Annotated in this window: 14 protein-coding genes; 5 read left to right on the top strand and 9 right to left on the bottom strand. The window is 57.1% G+C overall.

Annotation, left to right across the window (positions count from 1 at the left end; translation table 11 throughout):
- Positions 1-14: 14 nt before the first annotated feature.
- Together lhgO and dapA are read left to right on the top strand one after the other, a co-directional pair.
- Positions 15-1,241, top strand: a complete 1,227-nt coding sequence (lhgO, locus tag ABEA92_RS01105) for an L-2-hydroxyglutarate oxidase (protein ID WP_345681903.1) — start codon at positions 15-17, stop codon at positions 1,239-1,241.
- 174 nt (positions 1,242-1,415) lie between these two features.
- A complete protein-coding gene (dapA, locus tag ABEA92_RS01100; RefSeq protein ID WP_345681902.1) occupies positions 1,416-2,333 on the top strand; it encodes a 4-hydroxy-tetrahydrodipicolinate synthase in 918 nt (305 codons plus the stop codon).
- A gap of 143 nt (positions 2,334-2,476) precedes the next feature.
- On the opposite strand, the gene ABEA92_RS01095 is transcribed toward dapA, so the two are convergent.
- Positions 2,477-3,370, bottom strand: a complete 894-nt coding sequence (locus ABEA92_RS01095) for a GIY-YIG nuclease family protein (protein WP_345681901.1) — start codon at positions 3,368-3,370, stop codon at positions 2,477-2,479.
- A gap of 74 nt (positions 3,371-3,444) precedes the next feature.
- On the opposite strand from ABEA92_RS01095, the gene ABEA92_RS01090 reads away from it, so the two are divergent.
- Complete coding sequence (locus tag ABEA92_RS01090; protein ID WP_345681898.1) at positions 3,445-4,428, top strand: D-2-hydroxyacid dehydrogenase; 984 nt, start codon at positions 3,445-3,447, stop codon at positions 4,426-4,428.
- Positions 4,425-4,649, top strand: a complete 225-nt coding sequence (locus ABEA92_RS01085) for a hypothetical protein (protein ID WP_345681897.1) — start codon at positions 4,425-4,427, stop codon at positions 4,647-4,649. Before ABEA92_RS01090 ends, ABEA92_RS01085 begins: the two co-directional genes overlap by 4 nt.
- 1,464 nt (positions 4,650-6,113) lie before the next feature.
- On the opposite strand, the gene ABEA92_RS01080 is transcribed toward ABEA92_RS01085, so the two are convergent.
- From ABEA92_RS01080 to ABEA92_RS01045, 8 genes are all read right to left on the bottom strand, one after another.
- Positions 6,114-6,614 carry a 6-pyruvoyl trahydropterin synthase family protein gene (locus tag ABEA92_RS01080; protein WP_345681896.1) on the bottom strand — a complete coding sequence of 167 codons (501 nt, stop codon included), beginning with the start codon at positions 6,612-6,614 and terminating at the stop codon, positions 6,114-6,116.
- Between the two features lie 464 nt (positions 6,615-7,078).
- A complete protein-coding gene (locus ABEA92_RS01075; RefSeq protein ID WP_345681895.1) occupies positions 7,079-7,957 on the bottom strand; it encodes a triphosphoribosyl-dephospho-CoA synthase in 879 nt (292 codons plus the stop codon).
- On the bottom strand, positions 7,917-8,873 hold the full coding sequence (locus ABEA92_RS01070; RefSeq protein WP_345681894.1) for an alpha/beta fold hydrolase: 957 nt from the start codon (positions 8,871-8,873) through the stop codon (positions 7,917-7,919). Before ABEA92_RS01070 ends, ABEA92_RS01075 begins: the two co-directional genes overlap by 41 nt.
- Positions 8,874-9,149: 276 nt before the next feature.
- Complete coding sequence (locus ABEA92_RS01065; protein ID WP_425572388.1) at positions 9,150-10,097, bottom strand: ParB/RepB/Spo0J family partition protein; 948 nt, start codon at positions 10,095-10,097, stop codon at positions 9,150-9,152.
- A 46-nt stretch (positions 10,098-10,143) separates the two neighbouring features.
- Complete coding sequence (locus ABEA92_RS01060) at positions 10,144-10,890, bottom strand: ParA family protein (protein WP_345681892.1); 747 nt, start codon at positions 10,888-10,890, stop codon at positions 10,144-10,146.
- A gap of 605 nt (positions 10,891-11,495) precedes the next feature.
- Entirely contained in the window at positions 11,496-12,488 is a 993-nt protein-coding gene (locus ABEA92_RS01055; protein WP_345681891.1) for a TIGR03009 domain-containing protein, read from the bottom strand.
- Positions 12,489-12,791: 303 nt separating this feature from the next.
- Positions 12,792-16,652 (bottom strand): AAA family ATPase, encoded by a 3,861-nt coding sequence (locus ABEA92_RS01050; protein ID WP_345681890.1) that lies wholly within the window; start codon positions 16,650-16,652, stop codon positions 12,792-12,794.
- Positions 16,649-17,893, bottom strand: coding sequence for a metallophosphoesterase family protein (locus tag ABEA92_RS01045; protein ID WP_345681889.1), 1,245 nt, complete (start codon positions 17,891-17,893; stop codon positions 16,649-16,651). The genes ABEA92_RS01050 and ABEA92_RS01045 overlap by 4 nt, the downstream gene beginning before the upstream one ends.
- 482 nt (positions 17,894-18,375) lie before the next feature.
- On the opposite strand from ABEA92_RS01045, the gene ABEA92_RS01040 reads away from it, so the two are divergent.
- On the top strand, positions 18,376-19,206 hold the full coding sequence (locus ABEA92_RS01040) for a phytanoyl-CoA dioxygenase family protein (RefSeq protein ID WP_345681887.1): 831 nt from the start codon (positions 18,376-18,378) through the stop codon (positions 19,204-19,206).
- Positions 19,207-19,329: the final 123 nt, after the last annotated feature.

Raw genomic sequence — 19,329 nt, 5'->3', positions numbered from 1 at the left:
CATTGGCTGTACTTATGGTTTCAAACGCTTCCATCCCCAAAACCTGCGATGTGGTGATTATCGGCGGCGGGATCGTAGGGTTGGCGACCGCGACGACGCTGATTCAGCGACACCCGTCGCTAGAGGTATGCGTTGTGGAAGCCGAATCGCAGGTTGCGGCGCATCAGAGTGGACACAATTCGGGGGTTTTGCATTCGGGGATTTATTACAAACCAGGCTCGGCCAAAGCGATTACGTGTCGCCGCGGAAAAGCATTGATGGAAGCGTTTTGCGACGAGCATCAAATTGCCTGGGACCGCTGCGGCAAGGTGGTGGTGGCCACCGATGCGATCGAGGCTGAGCGGTTGGATGCAATCGCGGCGCGGGCAAGCGAAAACGGAGTGGAGTATCGCCGCATCGATACGGACGAACTTCGCAAGATTGAACCGTCGGTTGCCGGGGTGGCTGCGCTCCATGTGCCTGAAACCGGAATCGTGAACTATGCCAAAGTGTGCGAGGCGATGCGGCAACAAATTTTGCAACGTGGCGGGCATGTGGTGTTGTCGTTTAAGGTGAAACAGATCGAATCGGTTTCCTCATCCGTTGCGATCACCGATTTGAACAATCGCACGATCCATTGTGGGCGAATGATCAATTGCGCAGGGCTGCAGAGCGACCGCATCTTGCGAATGGCAGGCGGGCAACCGGCGGTGAAGATTGTCCCGTTTCGAGGCGAGTATTACGATCTCGTGCCGGAACGCGAGCACTTATGTCGCCATCTGATCTATCCGGTTCCCAATCCCTCGTTTCCCTTTTTGGGAGTCCATTTCACGCGGATGATCGACGGTGGAGTCGAGTGCGGTCCCAACGCGGTTTTGGCGCTATCACGACACGGTTATGATTGGCGGACGTTTCACGCGGGCGACCTGCTTGAAACGCTTCGCTATGGCGGTTTTCGCAAACTGGCTCGCAAGTATTGGCGGACCGGGGCGGGCGAGATTCACCGTTCGCTGCGGAAACCGGCGTTTGTGGCGGCGTTGCAGAAGTTGATTCCGTCGATCCGTGCATCCGATTTGCGACCCGGTCGCGCCGGCGTGCGGGCACAAGCGGTCACGCCTGAGGGTGACTTGGTGGACGATTTTCTAATCGAGACCACCAATCATGCGATCCACGTGCTGAACGCCCCCTCGCCAGCGGCAACCGCGTCACTGGCGATCGGCGGCACGATCGTGGACCGATTCGAATCGCTGCAAACGAATTAGAAAGGCGTTTGACCCCGCATTTGCCGCGTCCAACACAATTCGAATCAGGGCGAATCCCGTACGGGACGCTTGACGAATTGGGGGGCAAAACACTAGGTTTTCTGCTGAACCAAAGCCAATGACGCGTGTCATTGGCTCTGACGCACCTCCATTTCCAACCAACGCGATTCCAATATGACTTTTGAGACCCGCCCACGAAAGGGATCTGATTTTGCTGGCCTTTCGGTCGCGATTGTCACACCGTTCACTGATGGTGAGGTGAATTATCCGCGTCTGAAAGAGCAAGTCGAATTCCAAATCGAAGCCGGCACGCGTTGCATCGTTCCCGTGGGAACGACCGGTGAATCGCCGACACTTTCGCACGACGAGCACGAAAAAGTGATCTCCGAAGTGATCCAGTGTGTGGCGGGACGTGCGAAAGTCATGGCGGGTACCGGCAGCAACAGCACCGCCGAAGCACTGCGTTTGACAAAGCGAGCTGCGGCCGAAGGAGCCGATGCAACGCTGCAGGTCGCACCGTATTACAACAAGCCGACGCAAGAAGGTTTCTACCAGCACTTCAAAGCGGTTGCCGAAGCGGTCGACATTCCGGTCTGTGTTTACAACATCCCCGGACGTTGTGGCAAAGAGATCGAAGTGGAAACCATCCAGCGGTTGGCGGACGTCCAAGGGATCACGATGGTCAAAGAAGCGACCGGGAAATTGGATCAGTGTTCGGCGATCGTGGGCACCACGGATTTGACCGTTCTCAGCGGCGACGATTCGTTGACATTGCCGATGATGAGTGTCGGCGCGGAAGGCATCGTTTCGGTGGTCGGCAACTTGGTGCCGCGTGACATGATCGAATTGGTCAACGCGGCGGCCAGCGGCGATTTTGCCAAAGCGATGGCGATGCACCACAAGTTGTTTGCGCTTTGCCAGAACATGCTCGGTTTGTCGACCAACCCAATCCCGCTGAAAGCGGCAATGATGATGGTCGGCCGCGACTCGGGTGAGTTGCGATTGCCAATGACCACGCTGGATGATGCGTCGATGGAAAAGCTGAAAGAGACGCTGTTTGCTTACGGCATCAATTCAGCACTGGCGAACTAGCCGTGACCGTGGTTTGAGGGCGTAAAGTTATCAACCGCCTTGTTAGCGGTGCCGCGCAAGCCGCCCGGCAAATTTCGAACGTTTTTTCACGCCGCAACCGGACGGTTCGCGCCGTTCCGCTACGAAATGCTGCGATGCCGTATTCACGGCCGCACATTCAGTCGCGGTTGGCGGCTGCGAATCAATTCGCTTTCGTAGGCCCGGCGAACGGTGACCCGTTTGGCTGGGCTGTCTCTAGGAAAGACGTGCAGCTCGACCGTCACTCTCGATGATGCGTCGCTGTCGAGGTACGCCGCCAATGACGCGCGATCGCTGCCGCTGAGGTGCTCGCCGAGTCGTTGCCGCAGATTGTTGGCTTCGCCGATATACAAATAGCCGCGGGGCGTGCAAAACAGATAGATTCCCGGTCCGTCGCTGATCTTCCCGGACGCGATAGCCTGCTGTAGCGAATCCAGCGAATATGTTTCAATCACGCGGTGCCAATCGGCGACGCGAAGTACCAATTCGGGGCGAAGGGCCCGGCGTTTTCGCAGCGACAAGACGGCTTTGCGGATCGCGACGGGGTTTGCCTCGGGCGTAATTTTATGGGCTTCGCGATCGAGCTGCTGGCGAAACGTCGGATCGGCTAGCAGCGTATCGCTGGAAATTCGATGTCGATCCATCACCACGCGAGCGGCGATTTCAGCGACCGGGACGATCGATTCGTCGACGGGGTCGCCATGCCGCGTCGCTTTGGATGTCAGTTTTCCTGATTTGCGAAGCTGCAGCAACGCCAGCAGTGCGTCTCGTTCAAAGCCCTCGTCGCGCGGTTCGATCGGCGAAAGTTCGGTCAGAAATTGGTTTCTCAGATCGTCTCGGATCATCACCTCGTCGACGCTGTAGCCATCGGACGCGGCGGCAAAGGCGGTATCAATCTCGGCGGTCGAAAAATCAGTTCCTGCCGCCGAAGTCACGGCCAGAACCAAAGCGATTGCGACCGCCTCGAACCAAGCCACCTTTGTGAGCGGGCCAGCGGAAGTTAAGTTCTTGGAGGACATTTTTGTTCGCTTCGGGTGGTGATCGTGAACTTCCCGGTTGCCAACTCTCATTTCCCCCTTAGCCTAGCACAGCCATGCGAATCGTTCTTTGTTTTCCGGTGACTGAAAAGCACATCCAGCAGATTCAGGCGGCGGCGCCCGACGCCGAAGTGGTCAACGCGGGGCAGGAACGGATCGACGAGTTGTTGCCCACGGCGGACATCTTCATTGGTCACGCCAAGGTGCCAGTCGATTGGGACCGCGTGCTGAAGGCCAACCGATTGCAGTGGATTCAATCATCCGCGGCGGGTTTGGATCACTGCTTGGTTCCCGGTGTGATCGATTCAGAGATTCCGGTCAGCAGTGCGTCGGGGTTGTTCGCGCCACAGGTCGCCGAACAAACCTTTTCGTTACTGTTTGGTTTGCTGCGCTCGTTGCCGTTATTTTTCCGCGCCGAGGCCAAGCGAGATTTCACACGGCTGCCCACGGATGATCTGCGAGGCAAGACGGTCGGGATCGTCGGTTTGGGAGGCAACGGCCGAATGATTTCGCGAGTGCTGGCGCCGTGGGATGTCCGCATCGTCGCCACCGATTACTACCCCGTCGACAAACCCGACGAAGTGGACGAATTGTTGCCGGCCGATCAGCTGGACGAACTGTTAGCCGTCAGCGACATCGTGATCTTGACGCTACCGCTGAACACCAGCACGCAGGGATTGTTTGACCACGAACGAATCGGCAAGATGAAAGCGGGCAGCTATTTGATCAACGTTGCGCGGGGAAGCGTGGTAATTGAATCGGCATTGGTCGACGCATTGGCCCGCGGTCATCTGGCCGGCGCCGGGTTGGATGTGACCGAAGTCGAACCGCTGGCTGAAACCAGTTTGTTGTGGGACGACCCAAAAGTCATTATCACGCCGCATGTGGGGGCCCAGTCGTATCGACGCGTCGACGATACCGTCGATTTGGCATGCGTCAACTTGAAACGATTTCAGCAGGGCAAACCGGTGTATAACCGAGTCGATAAGCAACTAGGGTTCCCACACCCGTCGGTGGTTTGGCGTGGAGAAACCGAGTGAGCAGTCCACGCGGCATCCGAGCATGCGGCGCGGTGATTCACGACGAGAACGCTGTCGAGGGTGGACGCCGTGTGAGTGGGCCGATCACGCTGCCGCAACGGAACGCCGAAGATTTTGTCACCGAATTCAACCGCGTCTACGCGTCGATCGGTTGGACGATCCAGCGATTGGCTGGGAAACAGCCGAGTCCACCGAGTGATGAACCCGAAGCGACCGCGTAGCCCACGGGGCTGTTTGGGTAGAACACACCGCTGGTTCAGTGCAGGCATAAAAAAATCCTCGACGGCTTTCGTGGCAGCCGCCGAGGATTTCGTTTTTCTCTTTGCATGACTAGGGGGGCGTTGCGTTATCGGATGGGGATGCAACGGCTAGTCGATCATTCTATCTTGTCGACTCGGTTGGACTACCAACCAGCGCCACAGCTAGGCTCTGCACATCCGCAAGGAGCCGGTGCAACTTCGCATCCGCAAGTTGGGCCAGCGTCGCAGCAGTTGTGGTGCTTGTGGAACAAGCCCTTCAAGAAGCCTTTCACTTTGTCGCCACAGGTTGGGCCACATTGTTGTGGGCAAGCTGGCTCGCAACCGCAAGCTGGCTCGATCACTTCGCAACCGCAAGCTGGCTCGACGCACGAGTCACAACCGTGGTGCTTGTGGAACAAACGCGACAGAAGACCTGGCTTAGCGATTCCGCAACCGCTGTCGCAGCAAGGCTCTGCTCCGCAAGTTGGCTCAACGGCACAACCGCAAGCCACAGGAGCTTCGCAGCCACATGCGGGCTCAACGTCACAACAGCTGTCACAGCCCTTGTTACAAAGTTTGTCGAACAGGCCGAATGCACTTGCATTGACCGATGAGCTAGCGACGAAGGCAACGGCTAGCAAGGCGGGAATGAATACACGACGCATCGTGGTTATCTCCAAAAGTTTTTTTTAGGTATGGGAAGGTTGAGCTAGCACTGCCGCGGTAGGGCCAAGCCGATCGATCCGAACGACTTGTGGAAGTGCGTAACCCTGATTAACGGAAGTTAGACACAGCGAACCACGTTAACTTGTGATACGACAGAGCTAGCGAGAGTGAACCGGATTAGCGATTCCCTCTCACACAATGAAGTATCGGCGCGAATAGCGAATTAGCAGACAAGTTCCCCCGAGATTCTCGATCCTGCTAGCATTCCAGTTGGGGACGTATTGGTGGTAGCAGTTGACGCGGAAAAATGGCCGCATGACCGATACGACTTCGCGAAAAACGCGTTCTGGATGGGGCACAGAATCCCCCGAAAACCGCCTCGTCAGCCACTATTGCGCTGCGCCCAATCGATGTTTAGCGTAGCGAAGCTCGCCAACGGCTTGTCGATTTACGGAGCCGTTTGCGCATCAGCCGCTCGTTCCCACGCTCGACCCGGCGTCTTTCGGCCACTACCATCTACTTTAGTAGCGGTGTGGCGCGGGGCCTCGCTCGGTTGCGGCGAATGAAACGTTCGAAATCTACTAGGCGGCTCTCGCCGCACCGTAATAAAAGCCACCCGGTTAGTGCGAAAGTGGATGGCATTGACCTTATGGCCCAAGGCTCACGCCTGCGTTTTGCGATTTGGTTGAAAACAACAAGTCGCCAAGATGATCGTCCGCGCACGGATTCAGCACCGCCGGACCGTATCATCCCTTTCGCCCACTCCCAAATCCAAAAACGCTACGCGGTTTGCCATGGCAACCGGCACACTCCCCATTGGCCATGGTTTTCGTCCACTGCGACTTCGATCCAGCTCAACGCGTCACCAAACTTCGCTTGCGTCGCTTCCCTCACGCGCTCGGCAACCACCCGAGCGATCTCTTCGGCCGTCGTGTTCACGACCGGCAAGATCACGCAGTCCTCGTTGGGAAACACCCAGCGGCGATCACGAAACCGCGCAGTCGTTTCCTTGTCGTCGCTGGTGACTTTGATCTCGGCATGATCCTGCGGAAGAATAATGTGATGATCCAGCAGCGTGGTTTGAGCCAGTACGGCGTCGCGAAGCGCAATGAAGTCGACAACATAGCGGTTCTCGTCGAGCGGCCCTTCGACGCTGGCGCGAACCGCATAGTTGTGTCCATGAATACGTTCACAAATGTCACCAGCAAAGGTAATGAAGTGAGCTGCCGAAAAAACGAATTGCTCTTTGGTGACGTCAACGCGAAAGGTGGCTTGGTTCATCGTGGGATTTATTCGTGTGGAAAGGATACGAAGACGAGTTTCATGGCACAGGGCTGGTGCTCGACAGCTAATGTGTGGGGCGTGTTGTTGGATATGCTGAGCGAGTCTTTCTTGCAGCCTGGTCCGCAGTTACCTCTCCACCGACGGAGAAGACTGCTGATTTAGTAGCATTGATCACAGGCCGGAGGCCGACATACCCTCTGCCGGTGGCGTGAGCCACCGGCGAGCGGAGCTGCGAAAACATAGAGCCCAGCGGGCGACACACTCTCGGTCATTGTGTCGGCCTCCGGCCTTACGGCGACAGGTCGCCCCGAAACCGTTGGCTCACGCCAACGGCAGGTCATGTTTCGGCCTCCGGCCTATGCGCTTGCTATTAAACCAGCAGTGTACGAAGTTGGTGGAGAGGTAACAGCAAGCCATCGCAACCAAAAGTCACAGCACCCTCAACCATTTAGCACTCCACCCTACGCTCTTACTAATAATACGAATAACGCGGCGGCTATCAGGTCGGCGGTGGTTCCTGGGTTGCGGCGATTGCCATCGCTGCGAAGGTAGGCATCAAATTGCTGTCGCGCCGTGTCGTCCGATTTCTCTAATTGACTCGCTCGCGTTTGAACCTCGCTCGCAACCGTCTCGCCACATTTGCGTGCGATCAGCGTATCGGGTTGTTGCGCCAGTAGGTCAAAGTGGGCGTCTGCGATGCCCCCCAAAATGTCTCCGTTGGCTTGGATCGCATTTTCGACCAGCGGCACGATCCGTGTGAACAGGTCTTTGAAACCGTTGGCGTATTGATAGGCGACCGAGTCTCGGTGAGCCGCCAACCGCATCGCGGCTAGCAAGTCGAATCCCGCGGTCGTGGCGTCACGAACATCCAGCTCATCGACTTCGCCAAGTCCACCGGCATTGGCCGACCGAATCGCCGCGAAGATGCAGGCGGCGTCATCTTCGTTTTGGCCTTCTAGCAATGTGGCCACTGCGGGCTGCAAGTCGGCGTGGACATCACGATGAGCGACCTCGGCGATGGGTCCGATCAACAGCAGCATTCCAAGGTTGACGTTCGAATTGGTGGCATGTTGGGTTTGCCGAACGGCACCCAGCACCATCTCGCTAAAGTGGCGACCCGGCATCGCGAAGGCTTCGGCAGCAATCTCGGCTGCAATGATAAAGTCGCGATAGGTTAAATCGTTAAACGAGCGGCCGGGGAAGACATTCCCTGCCTTAGGGGAGGTTGCTTCGAGCACACAGGCCCAGCGGACGGCATCGCCGATCGATCGGACTTGCGAGCGGATGGTCTTTAGCGGGTCATTGGCCATCGTCGTCTCGTTGCGGCAGTGACGATGCATGCCTGGCAGCTTCCGCGGATGGCGTGTCCGACATCAAAAATTGTTCGATGGCCGCGATCACTTCCTCATTCGCGTCTTCGATGACGTAGTGCCCCGCGTCCGGGATTTCGACGGCGTTGGCGTTCGGCCAAACCTGTTGAAAGCGGCGAAGGCACTCGGGACGGAAGCACCAATCTTTCATCCCCCACACCAACAGCGATGGGACCGACGCCAGCGATGGCAGGTCCGATTCGAGTTGGCGAAGCGTTGCCATCGTGGGATGGTTGCTGGTCAGAGGAATGTCGCGGACGAAGGCATCGTTGGCGACACGGTTGCTCCACGAGTTGTAAGGGGCCAACAGGCCGCGGGCAGCATCTTTGGATAACGCGTTGCGAGACATCGCCATTGTGATCGCGGCGCCAGCGAATGCGTTCAGCCCTCGCACCGCGGCGGTGCCCAGCAGTGGGATCCGGCAAGCGGCGATCCGCCAAGGGACATAGGGTGGGGGAAAGGCAGCCGTATTGAGAAGCACGATGCGTTCGAGTCGGTCACGGCGTTTGATCATCGACGACAACCCAATCGCGCCTCCCCAATCATGAGCGATCAGCGTGACCCGTTTTAAGTCGAGTGCGTCGATCAAATGGACCAAGTTATCGCGGTGGTCTGCCAAGCGGTAGGGAAATTGACCTTTTTCGGGATTGCGTCCCCGTCTCGGTTTATCGCTCCGTCCGCACCCCAGATGGTCCACTGCGACGACGCGATGGGTCGGGCTGAACCGTTGGACGATGGAACGCCAGTAGAAACTCCAGGTCGGATTCCCGTGCACGCACAGCAGCGTCTGTTCACCGGCGCCTTCATCAAGAAAACGCAGGGTGTGCGATCCAATGGTCAATTCGCCTGATTGATAAGGCAGCAAGTCTTCGGCAATCGATTTCATTGCCAAAGTGTCGCTAAGTTTTGCGACTTAGGGAACCACCCGTGAAACACAAGCGGGAAACTGCCGAGAGTGGGAGAGTGGGAGAGTGGGAGAGTGGGAGAGTGGGAGAGTGGGAGAGTGGGAGAGTGGGAGAGTGGGAGAGTGGGAGAGTGGGAGAGTGGGAGAGTGGGAGAGTGGGAGAGTGGGAGAGTGGGAGACAGGGAGACAGGGAGCGTTGCGCTTTCAGCACTCCTCAACTCCTTGTCTCCCTGTCTCCCCCTCTCTTTCACCTGCTTCCTAGCCGGCGACCTTCAGCCTTGGCGGTTGGCCGGCGTCGGCCAGGATCGCGCGGAGTCGTTCGAACTCGTCGGGATCCGAAAAGTGCAGCGTGATCTTGCCGCGACCGCGAGCGGAGCTTTTGATTTCGACCTTGGTACCGAAAATCATCCGCATCTCTTGTTGCATCGATTCAATCTGAGGCGAGATCGATTTGCGTTTCTGGCGGGTGGCGTTGACGATCTTCTTGCCGGTCTCGGCGTCCTCTTCGGCCTTCAGCAGTTCGGCCACATGAGACTCGGTCGCCCGCACGCTCCAGCTGTCTTCCATGATTTTGCCCGCGGTGCGAATCTGGACTTCTTCGTCGCCGATCGGCAGTAGGGCACGTGCATGGCCGGCGCTAATCTCGCCCGCCTGCAGCAGGTCCAAGATGGCTTCGGGAAGTTCCAGCAATCGCATCAGGTTGGCGATCGTGCTGCGATCAATGCTCAAGCGTCGCGCCAGGTCGTCTTGTTTGCACTTGTGCTCGTCGATGTAGCGTTTGAACGACAACGCTTTTTCGATGGGGTTTAAGTCTTTGCGTTGCAAGTTTTCGATGATCGCCAATTCGGCGACCAATCGATCGTCGGCTTCGCGGACTTCGGCGCGGATCGTTTTTAATCCGGCATGGATGGTCGCACGCAGTCGGCGTTCGCCGCTGATGAGTTGGTACTTGCCATCGACGATGCGAACCAGCACTGGTTGCAGTTGTTGATGGTTCTTGAGGCTTTCGGCGAGTGACGCGATCTCATCGGGATTGAATTCCCGCCGTGGTTGAAACGGGTTGTTTTGGATCTCGTCGACTTTTAGTTCGAGCGATTGGATCTTCGATCCGCCGCCCTTTCTGTCGCCGCCACCGCCATTGTCGCCACCGCCTAAGTCGGAGGCTTCGTGGATGGGATTGCCATCTTCGTCCAGTGGCGTGCCCAATAGCGCGGCGAGCCCTTTACCTAAACGTCGATCCTTCGTTGTTGCACTAGTCACGCTCGAGCACCTCCATGCACAGCTGGGTATAAGCAAACGCGCCGCGGGATCGCGGTGCATACTCAAACACGGTTTGGCCGTGGCTCGGGGCTTCGCTTAGCGAAACGTCTCGAGGCACGACACTGTCAAACACAATGTCGCCGAAGAAGTCTCGTACTTCCTCGTCGACCTCGCGGGTCAGTTCTAGGTAGGGATCATACATGGTTAATAAGATCCCACCAAATGTCAGTCTGCCGTCCGTGGCAACGATGACCTTCTTAATGGTTTGGATTAGTTGGGTCAGCCCTTCCATTGCAAAGTACTCGCATTGGATGGGCATCAATACCTCGGTGCTGGCCGTCAATGCCGTCTGAGTTAACGGGCCAACACTGGGTGGGCAATCGACCAAGATATAGTCGTATTGGTCGATGATTGAATCGAGATGTTTACGAACCTGGGATGTTTCGGTTTCGCCTGCGTCCGCTAGACGATCAACGTCTTGCAGAGTCCGGCTGCCGCGAATCATCGAGAGGTTCGAAACCTCCGTTTCAACAATTTTGGTGTCGATCGGTTCGGCATTGATGATCGCGTGACCATCGGAAGGTTCCAAGCCGAGCGAACCGGTGGCATTGCACTGAGGATCCATGTCGACCAACAACGCACGTTGGCCGGACATTGCTAATGCAGCCGAAAGGTTAACGGCCGTGGTTGTCTTGCCCACGCCTCCCTTTTGATTGACCACGCAAAGAATCCTTCCCACGGTGTCCACATTCCTATTCGAGACTGGCCGCGTTTTGTTTGCGGCAAGAATGAACAGTACGCGAAATGTTTCCGGTGAAACAAGTCTGGTTTCACAAGAAACTGACGTTGACTTAGGTAGGTGATTCTGTATTCGGGGATGCGGTACTGACAGCCGCGGCGGAACCAATCACAACCCAACGCGTTAGCTCTAAAGTTGTGCTGTCGTCGTTGTTCCCGGCCAATCACGACCCGACGCGTGAGTTTTGAAGTTGCGCGTTTAGACGTTCTTCGGGCCAAAGGCCCAGCCATTTGCAAGCTGCCCTCATCAAGTCCCAGCAAACGGCCGGGCCGATGGCCCTTCAACTCATTGTTTTCTCGGTCCCAGCCCGTTGGGCTGGGCTAGGTAAACGTCCGGGGCTTTGCCCCTAAATACGAATAAGCAACTTCAAAGCTTACGCGTCGGGTTGTGATTCGTCCGCAACCAGGCGGTCTCTTAGCTCTCTCGATGGCCGAGCCATCAGGCTATTTTCCTTGGGACGCTCTCACCAGCAAACGAAAAAAGCCCAGGACGGTTTGTCCTGGGCTTTTTGTTGTTCTGCTTGACTGGCTGGATAAGCGATCCGCTTACTTGATTTGACCGCCATTGGGGTTGGCGGCTTGTTGGGCCTCTGGTCCTGCGTTCGGGTTGAACGTATCGCGGAAGATGGTCCAGTCGGATGGTGGGCGTTCTTGGATGAAGTTGTCCATGAAGTTGGCGATCGCGTTGCCGACGCCATTCCGCTTCATCTCAACAAATTCATAGTGGTCCCATTTCGGTGCGTTCTGGGCATGGAAGTTCGGGGCGTACATGATCAACGCCTGGGGAAGGAAGGTTTCCTTTTCCAAAGCGATCTGGACCATCTTGTACTGAGCACGATCGTCTTGCCGTTTGGGCCACGCTTCGATCAAGACGATCTTGTCGTTCGGGGCGGCGACTTGGCGAACCCAGTAACGACGTTGGATTTCGGCGGCATCCAGGTTGAAGACGAAGGGTAGTGGGCTGTTGAAGATCTTTTGTCCCTGCATTTCAGCCGGCAGGTCTTGGATCTTGCATTGTTTCTGGCTGCGATCCATTTCGATCAACTGCTTGCCATTGCACACCCAGTGCTCGCCGAACAGGCCGGCTTGAGGTTCATAGATTGGCTTGCCGTCCTTCTCGCCTTTGTAGAAGACCAGCGAATCGACGCGGAAGACGCCTTTATCCGGGGCGGCGTACTTGATCACGCCATCGGCGCGAGTAGCGTGGCGACCCACGGGAGCCGCCAGGTTGTCGTAGTGCCAACGTTGGAACTTGCATTCAAGCGTACGAGTACCCTGGCTCTGTTGTTGCCAAGCAAGCAGCAGCTGTTGAAGTTGAGCTTGTTGAGCGGCGTTCAGCGGAGCGAATGGCTGGCCTGTTTGAGCGGTCGTTGCCGTTGCGTTTGGGTTTTGTTGGCGGCCGGCTTGGGCTTGTCCCGTTCTGCCGTTGTTCTGGGCATACGAGGGAGCGGTTTGTTGAGCCGAAGCGGAGTGGAAGTGGGTTGCCAAAGTGACGGCCATTGCCGCTGCGAAAAGCGTTGTCCAGTGTGGTCGCATCATCCGTGACGCCTGTTTGCTAAAAGTCGTGATACTCGGGCCTCGACCATTTCCATATGGTCCGATTCGCCGAAGCGACTCTAACAAGCATCCCACCCGCGGCGAAAGAGAGAATCGCAAAAGTTTTCGGCAAACGGATCGTGCATGGACTTGCCCGATCGGAAAGTCGTTGATCGCTCCCGCGATCAAAACGGTCGGCGGATTGGAGGTCCCGATTCATTGATCGCAGCCTGGCGCTTAATGTACGCAGCGTTTCTTAGAGCGGGCTCCATTCGTCGAGCCAAAAACGACCGACGCGCCCCGCGTTTACTCTGCCGTCGCACGCCACCATGGATTGTTCTTGTCCCAGACTTCTTCGGGCATTTCGTCCTCGTTGTCGACTTCGCCCGATTCGGTCCACTCGCTGCGGGCCACCGACGCCAGCTTTTCTTCGGACGAGATCAGTTGACGCGACGGTTCACGTTCAAACCATGCCCACTGGATCGATGGCTCGGGATCGCTGTGGTCGATTTCATCGTCGATGTATTCCGGAGCGATGACGATCGATTTGACCCGTTTGGGCTCAGGCCGTGGCGGCAACGGCTTGGGGGCCATCTTGACTGGTGTCGGCTTTGGCGGTTCCTGCTTGACCGGCTCTGGCTTGACGGGTTCGGGGCGAACGATCTTTGCGACGGGCTCTGGCTTGGGCGGTTCAGGGGCCGGTTCGGGCTTGGCTTGAATCTTGGGGAATTCTTTGCGGACGTACAAGATTTTCGGAGCGGGTTTGGGTTCTTCTTTGACCACCACCACAACCGGCGCCGTTTCGGGCTCTTCCTCGGGTTCGTCCTCCATGGCCTTTTCTTCGACAGCCTCTTCGTCGGCGTCCTCGTAGACCTCTTCTTCGTATTCCTCTTCCGGTTCTTCTTCGATGCGTTCTTGCGGCAGCAGGATCTCGGCGCGGCCCGGATGGCCTTGCGGTGGCATCAATCGAACTTGGACGTCGATGTCATGGAAGATGTCGACGATGTGTTGGTGACAGGTGAACATCATCACTTGATGTCCTAGCTCGGCGAACGTCTTCAGAGTTCGTGCGGCGTAGATCGCTCGGTCGCGGTCAAAATTGACCAGGACGTCATCAAGCACCAATGGCAACATCACACCGCGTCGGGCATAGGCTGCGGCAAGTGACAATCGCAATGCAATGAAGACGGCTTCGCGGGTGCCGCGGCTAAGCACCTCGAGCGGCAGCGATTTGCCCTCACCGTCATCCACCTTCAAACGGTTGGTACCGAGCGGTGTCCAAATTCGGTTGTACTTGCCATCGGTCAATTGATTTAGGAACGACGAAGCCTCACGCAGCGTTTCGGGTTGACGTTCGCGTTCAAAGGTTCCGCACACGTCTTCCAGCAGACAGCTTGCCATCGCGAGCGTTTGCCAACGCCGCGCCGCCGCCATGATCTTGCGTTCGATGCACGCCAATTCAAGCTGTGCGGTGGTCAATCGCGAGTCTTCCCCAAGCTGCTTCATCTCTTGCGCCAATTCGCCTTGCTGGGTTCGCAATTGGGCGACGCGTGCTTCCGTTTCACTCATTCGCGTCGTTAGCGAATCCCAGCGACGTTCGATGTCGCTTTGTTTGGCTCCTTCGATCTCGCGAGCGACCGCATCGTACTCGACGTGCGTGCCAATCATCGAACGAACTTGCTTGTCAAGCTCGGCATGCTCTTTTCGCATTTCAGCCAAACTGGCTTTGCTATCAACCAGTCCGTAGAACTGTTCGGGCGTGGCGACGCCACATTTGGCCCACAGCGCACGTCGCTGCGTTTCGCCGCGTTGGATCGCCCGAAAATAGCCGCTCTGCTGCTTCTTCAGTTTGAGGTCTTGTTCTTTCAGGCTGCGACGCTGTTTGATCCAGTGTTGTTGCCGCGACAGTTCTTCGTGCAGATGATTCAGTTGATCCAGCGGGTTCGATCGAACTCGGCTTCGCTTGGCCGCTTGTTCGACGTCGTCATCCGCGTCGTCATCGCGAGGATTCTTTGCGTCGATGTTCTCGCGCAGATCGAGCGCCTCCATGTACAGCGATTCGATTCGGCGAGCCAAGGTTTGTCGTTCGCGTTTTCGCTGTTCGCGTTCGGTTTTCAATTCCTCCCAGCGGCGTCGGCTGCTGAGCAGGGTCTGGTATCCGTCGCTCAAGTTCCGCACGCTTGATGGCGAAAGCGATTCGCTCAGCCCCAGTCGTTTCAGCGTGGCGGACCATTCGCGACGCGAATCTCGTAGCCCATCGGCAGCTTCGGTCGCACGCTCACGCGCCGACTTGTACGACTGCAATGCCGCTTGGTGGTTGTGGTAAGTGGGCAAGACCGATTCCAATTCCGCCAGCAATTGCTCGCTTTCGCGAATTCGCAGTTCGATCGTTTCGTTGCTGGTCGGCAGCGTCGAGTCGGCTTCGTTTCGCTCGCTTTCGAGTTCGCGGATCTGTTTACGAAGCGTGTCGATTTGACGTTCACAATCCTCTAGATCACGCGACGTCGATCGCATCCCGTTTTCTTTGCCAAAGTAATAGGTCAGCATGCCCATGAAGCCGACGGTCAACCAAAACATTCCTTTGGTCGGATCGGGGTCAGGCGAAAACCAGGTCAGCCCCAGCATGTTCGAAACGCCATAGACCAACGACATGCCGCCAAAGATAAAGGGGACAGCCAGTAATATTAGCCGGTCCATCGGCAGCGCTTCGTCCGTCGTCAAGTCGACGGTTTCTTTTTCAAGATCGCGGTAGTGGCGTTTCAGTTTTTCAATGTGTTCACCAAGCTGGGCGCGATGTCGTAGCGCGGTGATCAGTTCGTTTTCTTCGCGGATTGCTTGCTGCAGGTTGGTGGCGCGAGCCCGCGTCAGCACGCCCTGCATCTGGCTGCTCATTTTTTCGGCGCGGGTTTTGTGCTCGGCGCCTTCGTTGCGAGCTTGCTTTAAGAGGAATAGTTGCTCCTTGACGCGTTTTGCTGGTGCCGAAAGCGCCGCAAGCGTTTGCTGCGACAGATCGGGCAGCTTCGAGAGGTCGCCATCGGTGATCGCGGCCTTGTCGGCTTCGTCCAAACCCAGGCGGTCGGCGTCGGCTTCGAGTTGTTTTCTCGCCTTGTCGATCTGGCCATCGAGTCGCTCGATCTGCTCTTCGAGTGCTTCAACCCAGGTGGCTTGTTCAGAGGCGGCTTCGATCTTGCCTTGCAGATCGAACAGACGTTTGCTGACGGGCAGCTGCTCGTTTTTGACCCGCAATTCACGCCGTTTCGCCTTGACCTCTTCCATCTTGGCCTTGCTGTCCTCGATCATGGCTTCGATCTGGACCAATTGGCCTGGCGCGTCGTCCGGCAACTCGGACTCGACTTCGGTTTCCGCGATCGATGCCGCGAGGGCTTCGCGTTGTTTCCAGGTGTCAAACACACTGGTAGCGATTTCGACACAGCGGGCTTCGCGTTCCCAAGCGATCATTCGCTCGGACGACGCTTCAATCTCTTGTTGCTGAGATCGTCGTTGGCTTGCCAATTCGCTCCAGCGGCGGCCGTGGCGAGTGAGTTGTTCGACTTCGTCACGCAGCTTTTCGCGTTTGCGGATCATCGCGGCGACCTTGCCGGCCTCTTCCGAGTCGATGACGCTGTCCTTGCCGATCATGCTCTTGCGGCCTTCGCGCAGACTGCGAAGCACATCGACAAGCGAAACGCGGTCCAGTCCGCTCGACAATTTGTACAATTCGTCAGCGGCATCGGTGCCGTCGAGCGTGCTCAATTCTTGCAGCTCGCGAATCCCGATCGCAAACACGTTGGTAAAGATCGGCTCGTCGATTTGTCCCAGCAAACTGCTCAATCGGTGCTGGCCTTGGGCCAATCCGTCTTGGCCGGTGACGCTCAGGTTGCCAGTCACGCCGGTGTCGGTCAATTGGCTGGTGCGGCGAATTTGGTAGCCGCCGCCGGGGCCGGTGACGCGGATCGCACCGCCAGGAGTGCCACCGAAAACCGGTGGGATGTAGCGTTCGCGGCGGTCCGGGGTGAAGCCGTACAGCATCGCTCGTAGGAATTGCATCAGCGTGGTTTTGCCAGCCTCGTTGGGGCCGTAAAACAGCGTCATGCCGTCCGGTAGGGAGTCGACGGACAATCCGGTCCAAACGCCGAAACCATCAATTTGAATGTCTTTGATCTTCATGATTTTTGCACCAAATTTGGCTTGCCGCCACGCAGGAGTTCGACACCCAGTAGCGTCGCTTGGTCAAGAATGTGCTCGCGTGCCGAACTGGGGACGTCCGCCAACAGCGTTGCGGTTGTGCTTTGGATCCCTTCGTGCTCTTCGGTGAACGGCAGCAAGTTCAGTTCGCGTCCGTCGTTTTTGCGATGCTTCTCGGCAGCACGCAGGAAGTCGCCGAGGATGGTGTCTTCGTCGTTCCACGATTTGGGATAGTGTCGTGGCGGACGTACGACCAGCGATGCGGTCCAAGCCGCAGGCGTACCTGAACCGAATTCGCGGCGTAGCCACTGCAGCAATTCCTCGGCGTCCCCGATCGCATGCAGGTTGTCTCCGCTGCTGACCGAAATGTCCCAGCCGATCAATAGATGGCGACCGCCGTTTTCATGTTGCAGCCGGACGATGCGTTCACCCAACAGATTGCGAATGCTGCCGACCGCGGCGATCTCGGATGCATCGATTTCAACTTTGCAGTAGCGGAATGCATCGCACTGAATCTCATGCACTCGAGTCGTTTGGTCCGCATCGACGTCCACAATCGAATAGCCGTGAGCTCCCGATTCCTCCAGTGACCGGCCTTGGGGAGACCCGCAGTAAACCGCAGCCCCCTCTGCCCCGCCTTCGATTTCTTGACGATTGTGTTTGCCGCCAAGTGCCCAGTAGTCGAAGCGGCCTTCTTTGAGTGCGTCGGCGTCCGATGCGCCATAGCCAACCGCGACCGTGTATTCGTCGGTGGGGTCGATGCGGAAGCTAGGCACATGCAGTGACGAGCGTCCTTCGCTGCTGCGGCCCACGACAACACAGATCGTGCGTCCGGCACGCTCGACCGGAACCGCGACCGCTTTGTTCTTGGGAAACAGCGTGACGTTGGGAGGCAGTGGTGCCGCTTCGGGCCACTTTTGTGGATCGTCGACGTTGCCTGCGACCCAAAACACCGGCTTTTTCTTGGCGTTGAGCTTCTCGAAGTAATCCAGCAGCAGCGCCATCCCGTGCGGGCCAGCGGATTGGGGATTGAGCAGATCGCCCGAGAACACCACAAAATCGATATTGTCAGCTAACGCTGCCTCGAAAATCGCCTTCGCCGCGTTGCGTGGCACATCGGCCATCGCGTCGCGGAGGTGACTCGGGATCGTATCGAGGTCTCCGAGAGGTGATTCGAGGTGAAAATCGCTAGCGTGAATAAATCGGAACGACTCGCCCGGCATGGGTTCCCTCCCTGGGATAACTCCGTGGCATGACCGTTTTGCGAGTTCCGCGATCAAGGCGTCCCTGCAAAACACGTTGCAGCCGCCGTTCTTTCAAGTCATTTGAAAAGAATTGCGAAAGGTCCCTCTGCCGCTTTCGTCACCAAAATCGTTTCGTTTGCGTCCAACCCGTGACGGTGTGGGCAGCGTGCCTCGGCTGCGTAGGCCTGGAAGTTTAACGAAACTTGTAAAAAAGGACCAAGTCGTATTTGCAATGTTTCACGAAAATTCGACCGGTTATAAAAGATAGCAAAACGCAGAGTGGCGAATCTGGGCAGTGTGCGGCAAATGGGTTGCGGGCGGCGAGTGGGTTGACCGCCGTGTTCGTCGTCACCGACAATTGGGTCGCCGCCACGAGAAGCACCCGACTGGGGCCAGAGTCGATGGCGTCAATGGCATTGGGTGGTCGCGCCCGAGCAAACCGGTTGTCGAGAAAGGCTGTGATGAAGAAAACCGACTTTGAGATTATTCCCGATCGAGAATCAATCGCGTCAGAGCATCGCGAGATTGGCTTTGTTCCGACTCGCAATGATTCGCCGCAAGTGTTGACGCCCGAGCAGATCGATGACTGGAATTCGGACGGCTATCTTGGTCCGCTGGACGTCTACGACTCCGATGCAATCGCTGCAGTCCGCCAATACTTTGATCAATTGTTGGCCGAAACGTTTGCTGCGGGCAAAGATAGCTACTCAATCAGTAGCGCCCATCTAAAGCATGCACCGGTTTGGGATTTGTTGACCAACGAACGAACCGTCAACCTGGTTGCCGATCTGCTGGGCGAGAACGTGATTGGTTGGGGGGCCCATTTCTTTTGCAAAATGCCGGGCGATGGCAAGCGTGTGGATTGGCATCAAGATTGTAGTTATTGGCCGCTAACCCCCACCAAAGCAGTGACGGTGTGGTTAGCGATTGACGATGCCAATGCGGAAAATGGCTGCATGGAAGTGTTTGCGGGGTCACACAAACATGGGCTGATTGAATTCAAGGATAGCGATGCAAACGCTGGTAACGTGTTAGATCAAACCGTCGAGCATCCCGAGCAATACGGCACTCATCGATTGACGCCGCTGCGTGCTGGGCAGATTTCGATTCACAGTGACTTGTTGCTGCACGGGTCATCGGCGAACGTCAGCAACCGTCGCCGCTGTGGGTTGACGCTTCGCTACTGTCCCGCCGACGTTCATGCTTATTTGGGCTGGAATCAAAAAGGGGTGGTGGTGCGAGGAGTCGCCGATCCAGCGAAGTGGCCCGGGGCACCACGCCCGGCGTCGTGATAATGCGGCGGAAAACGAAGGATTGGGCGGTGGGGCTGGGGATCGGAATTGCTCAATTGGTAAGGGGATTCAACCGGCGCAGCATCTGATTACAATGCCTAGGTTGGCACCGCCCGCCGGAGC

It is taken from the genome of Novipirellula caenicola (assembly GCF_039545035.1).
GTDB lineage: Bacteria > Planctomycetota > Planctomycetia > Pirellulales > Pirellulaceae > Novipirellula > Novipirellula caenicola.
Note: the sequence above shows the minus strand (reverse complement) of the source record. Positions and strands in the feature narration are given on the sequence as shown.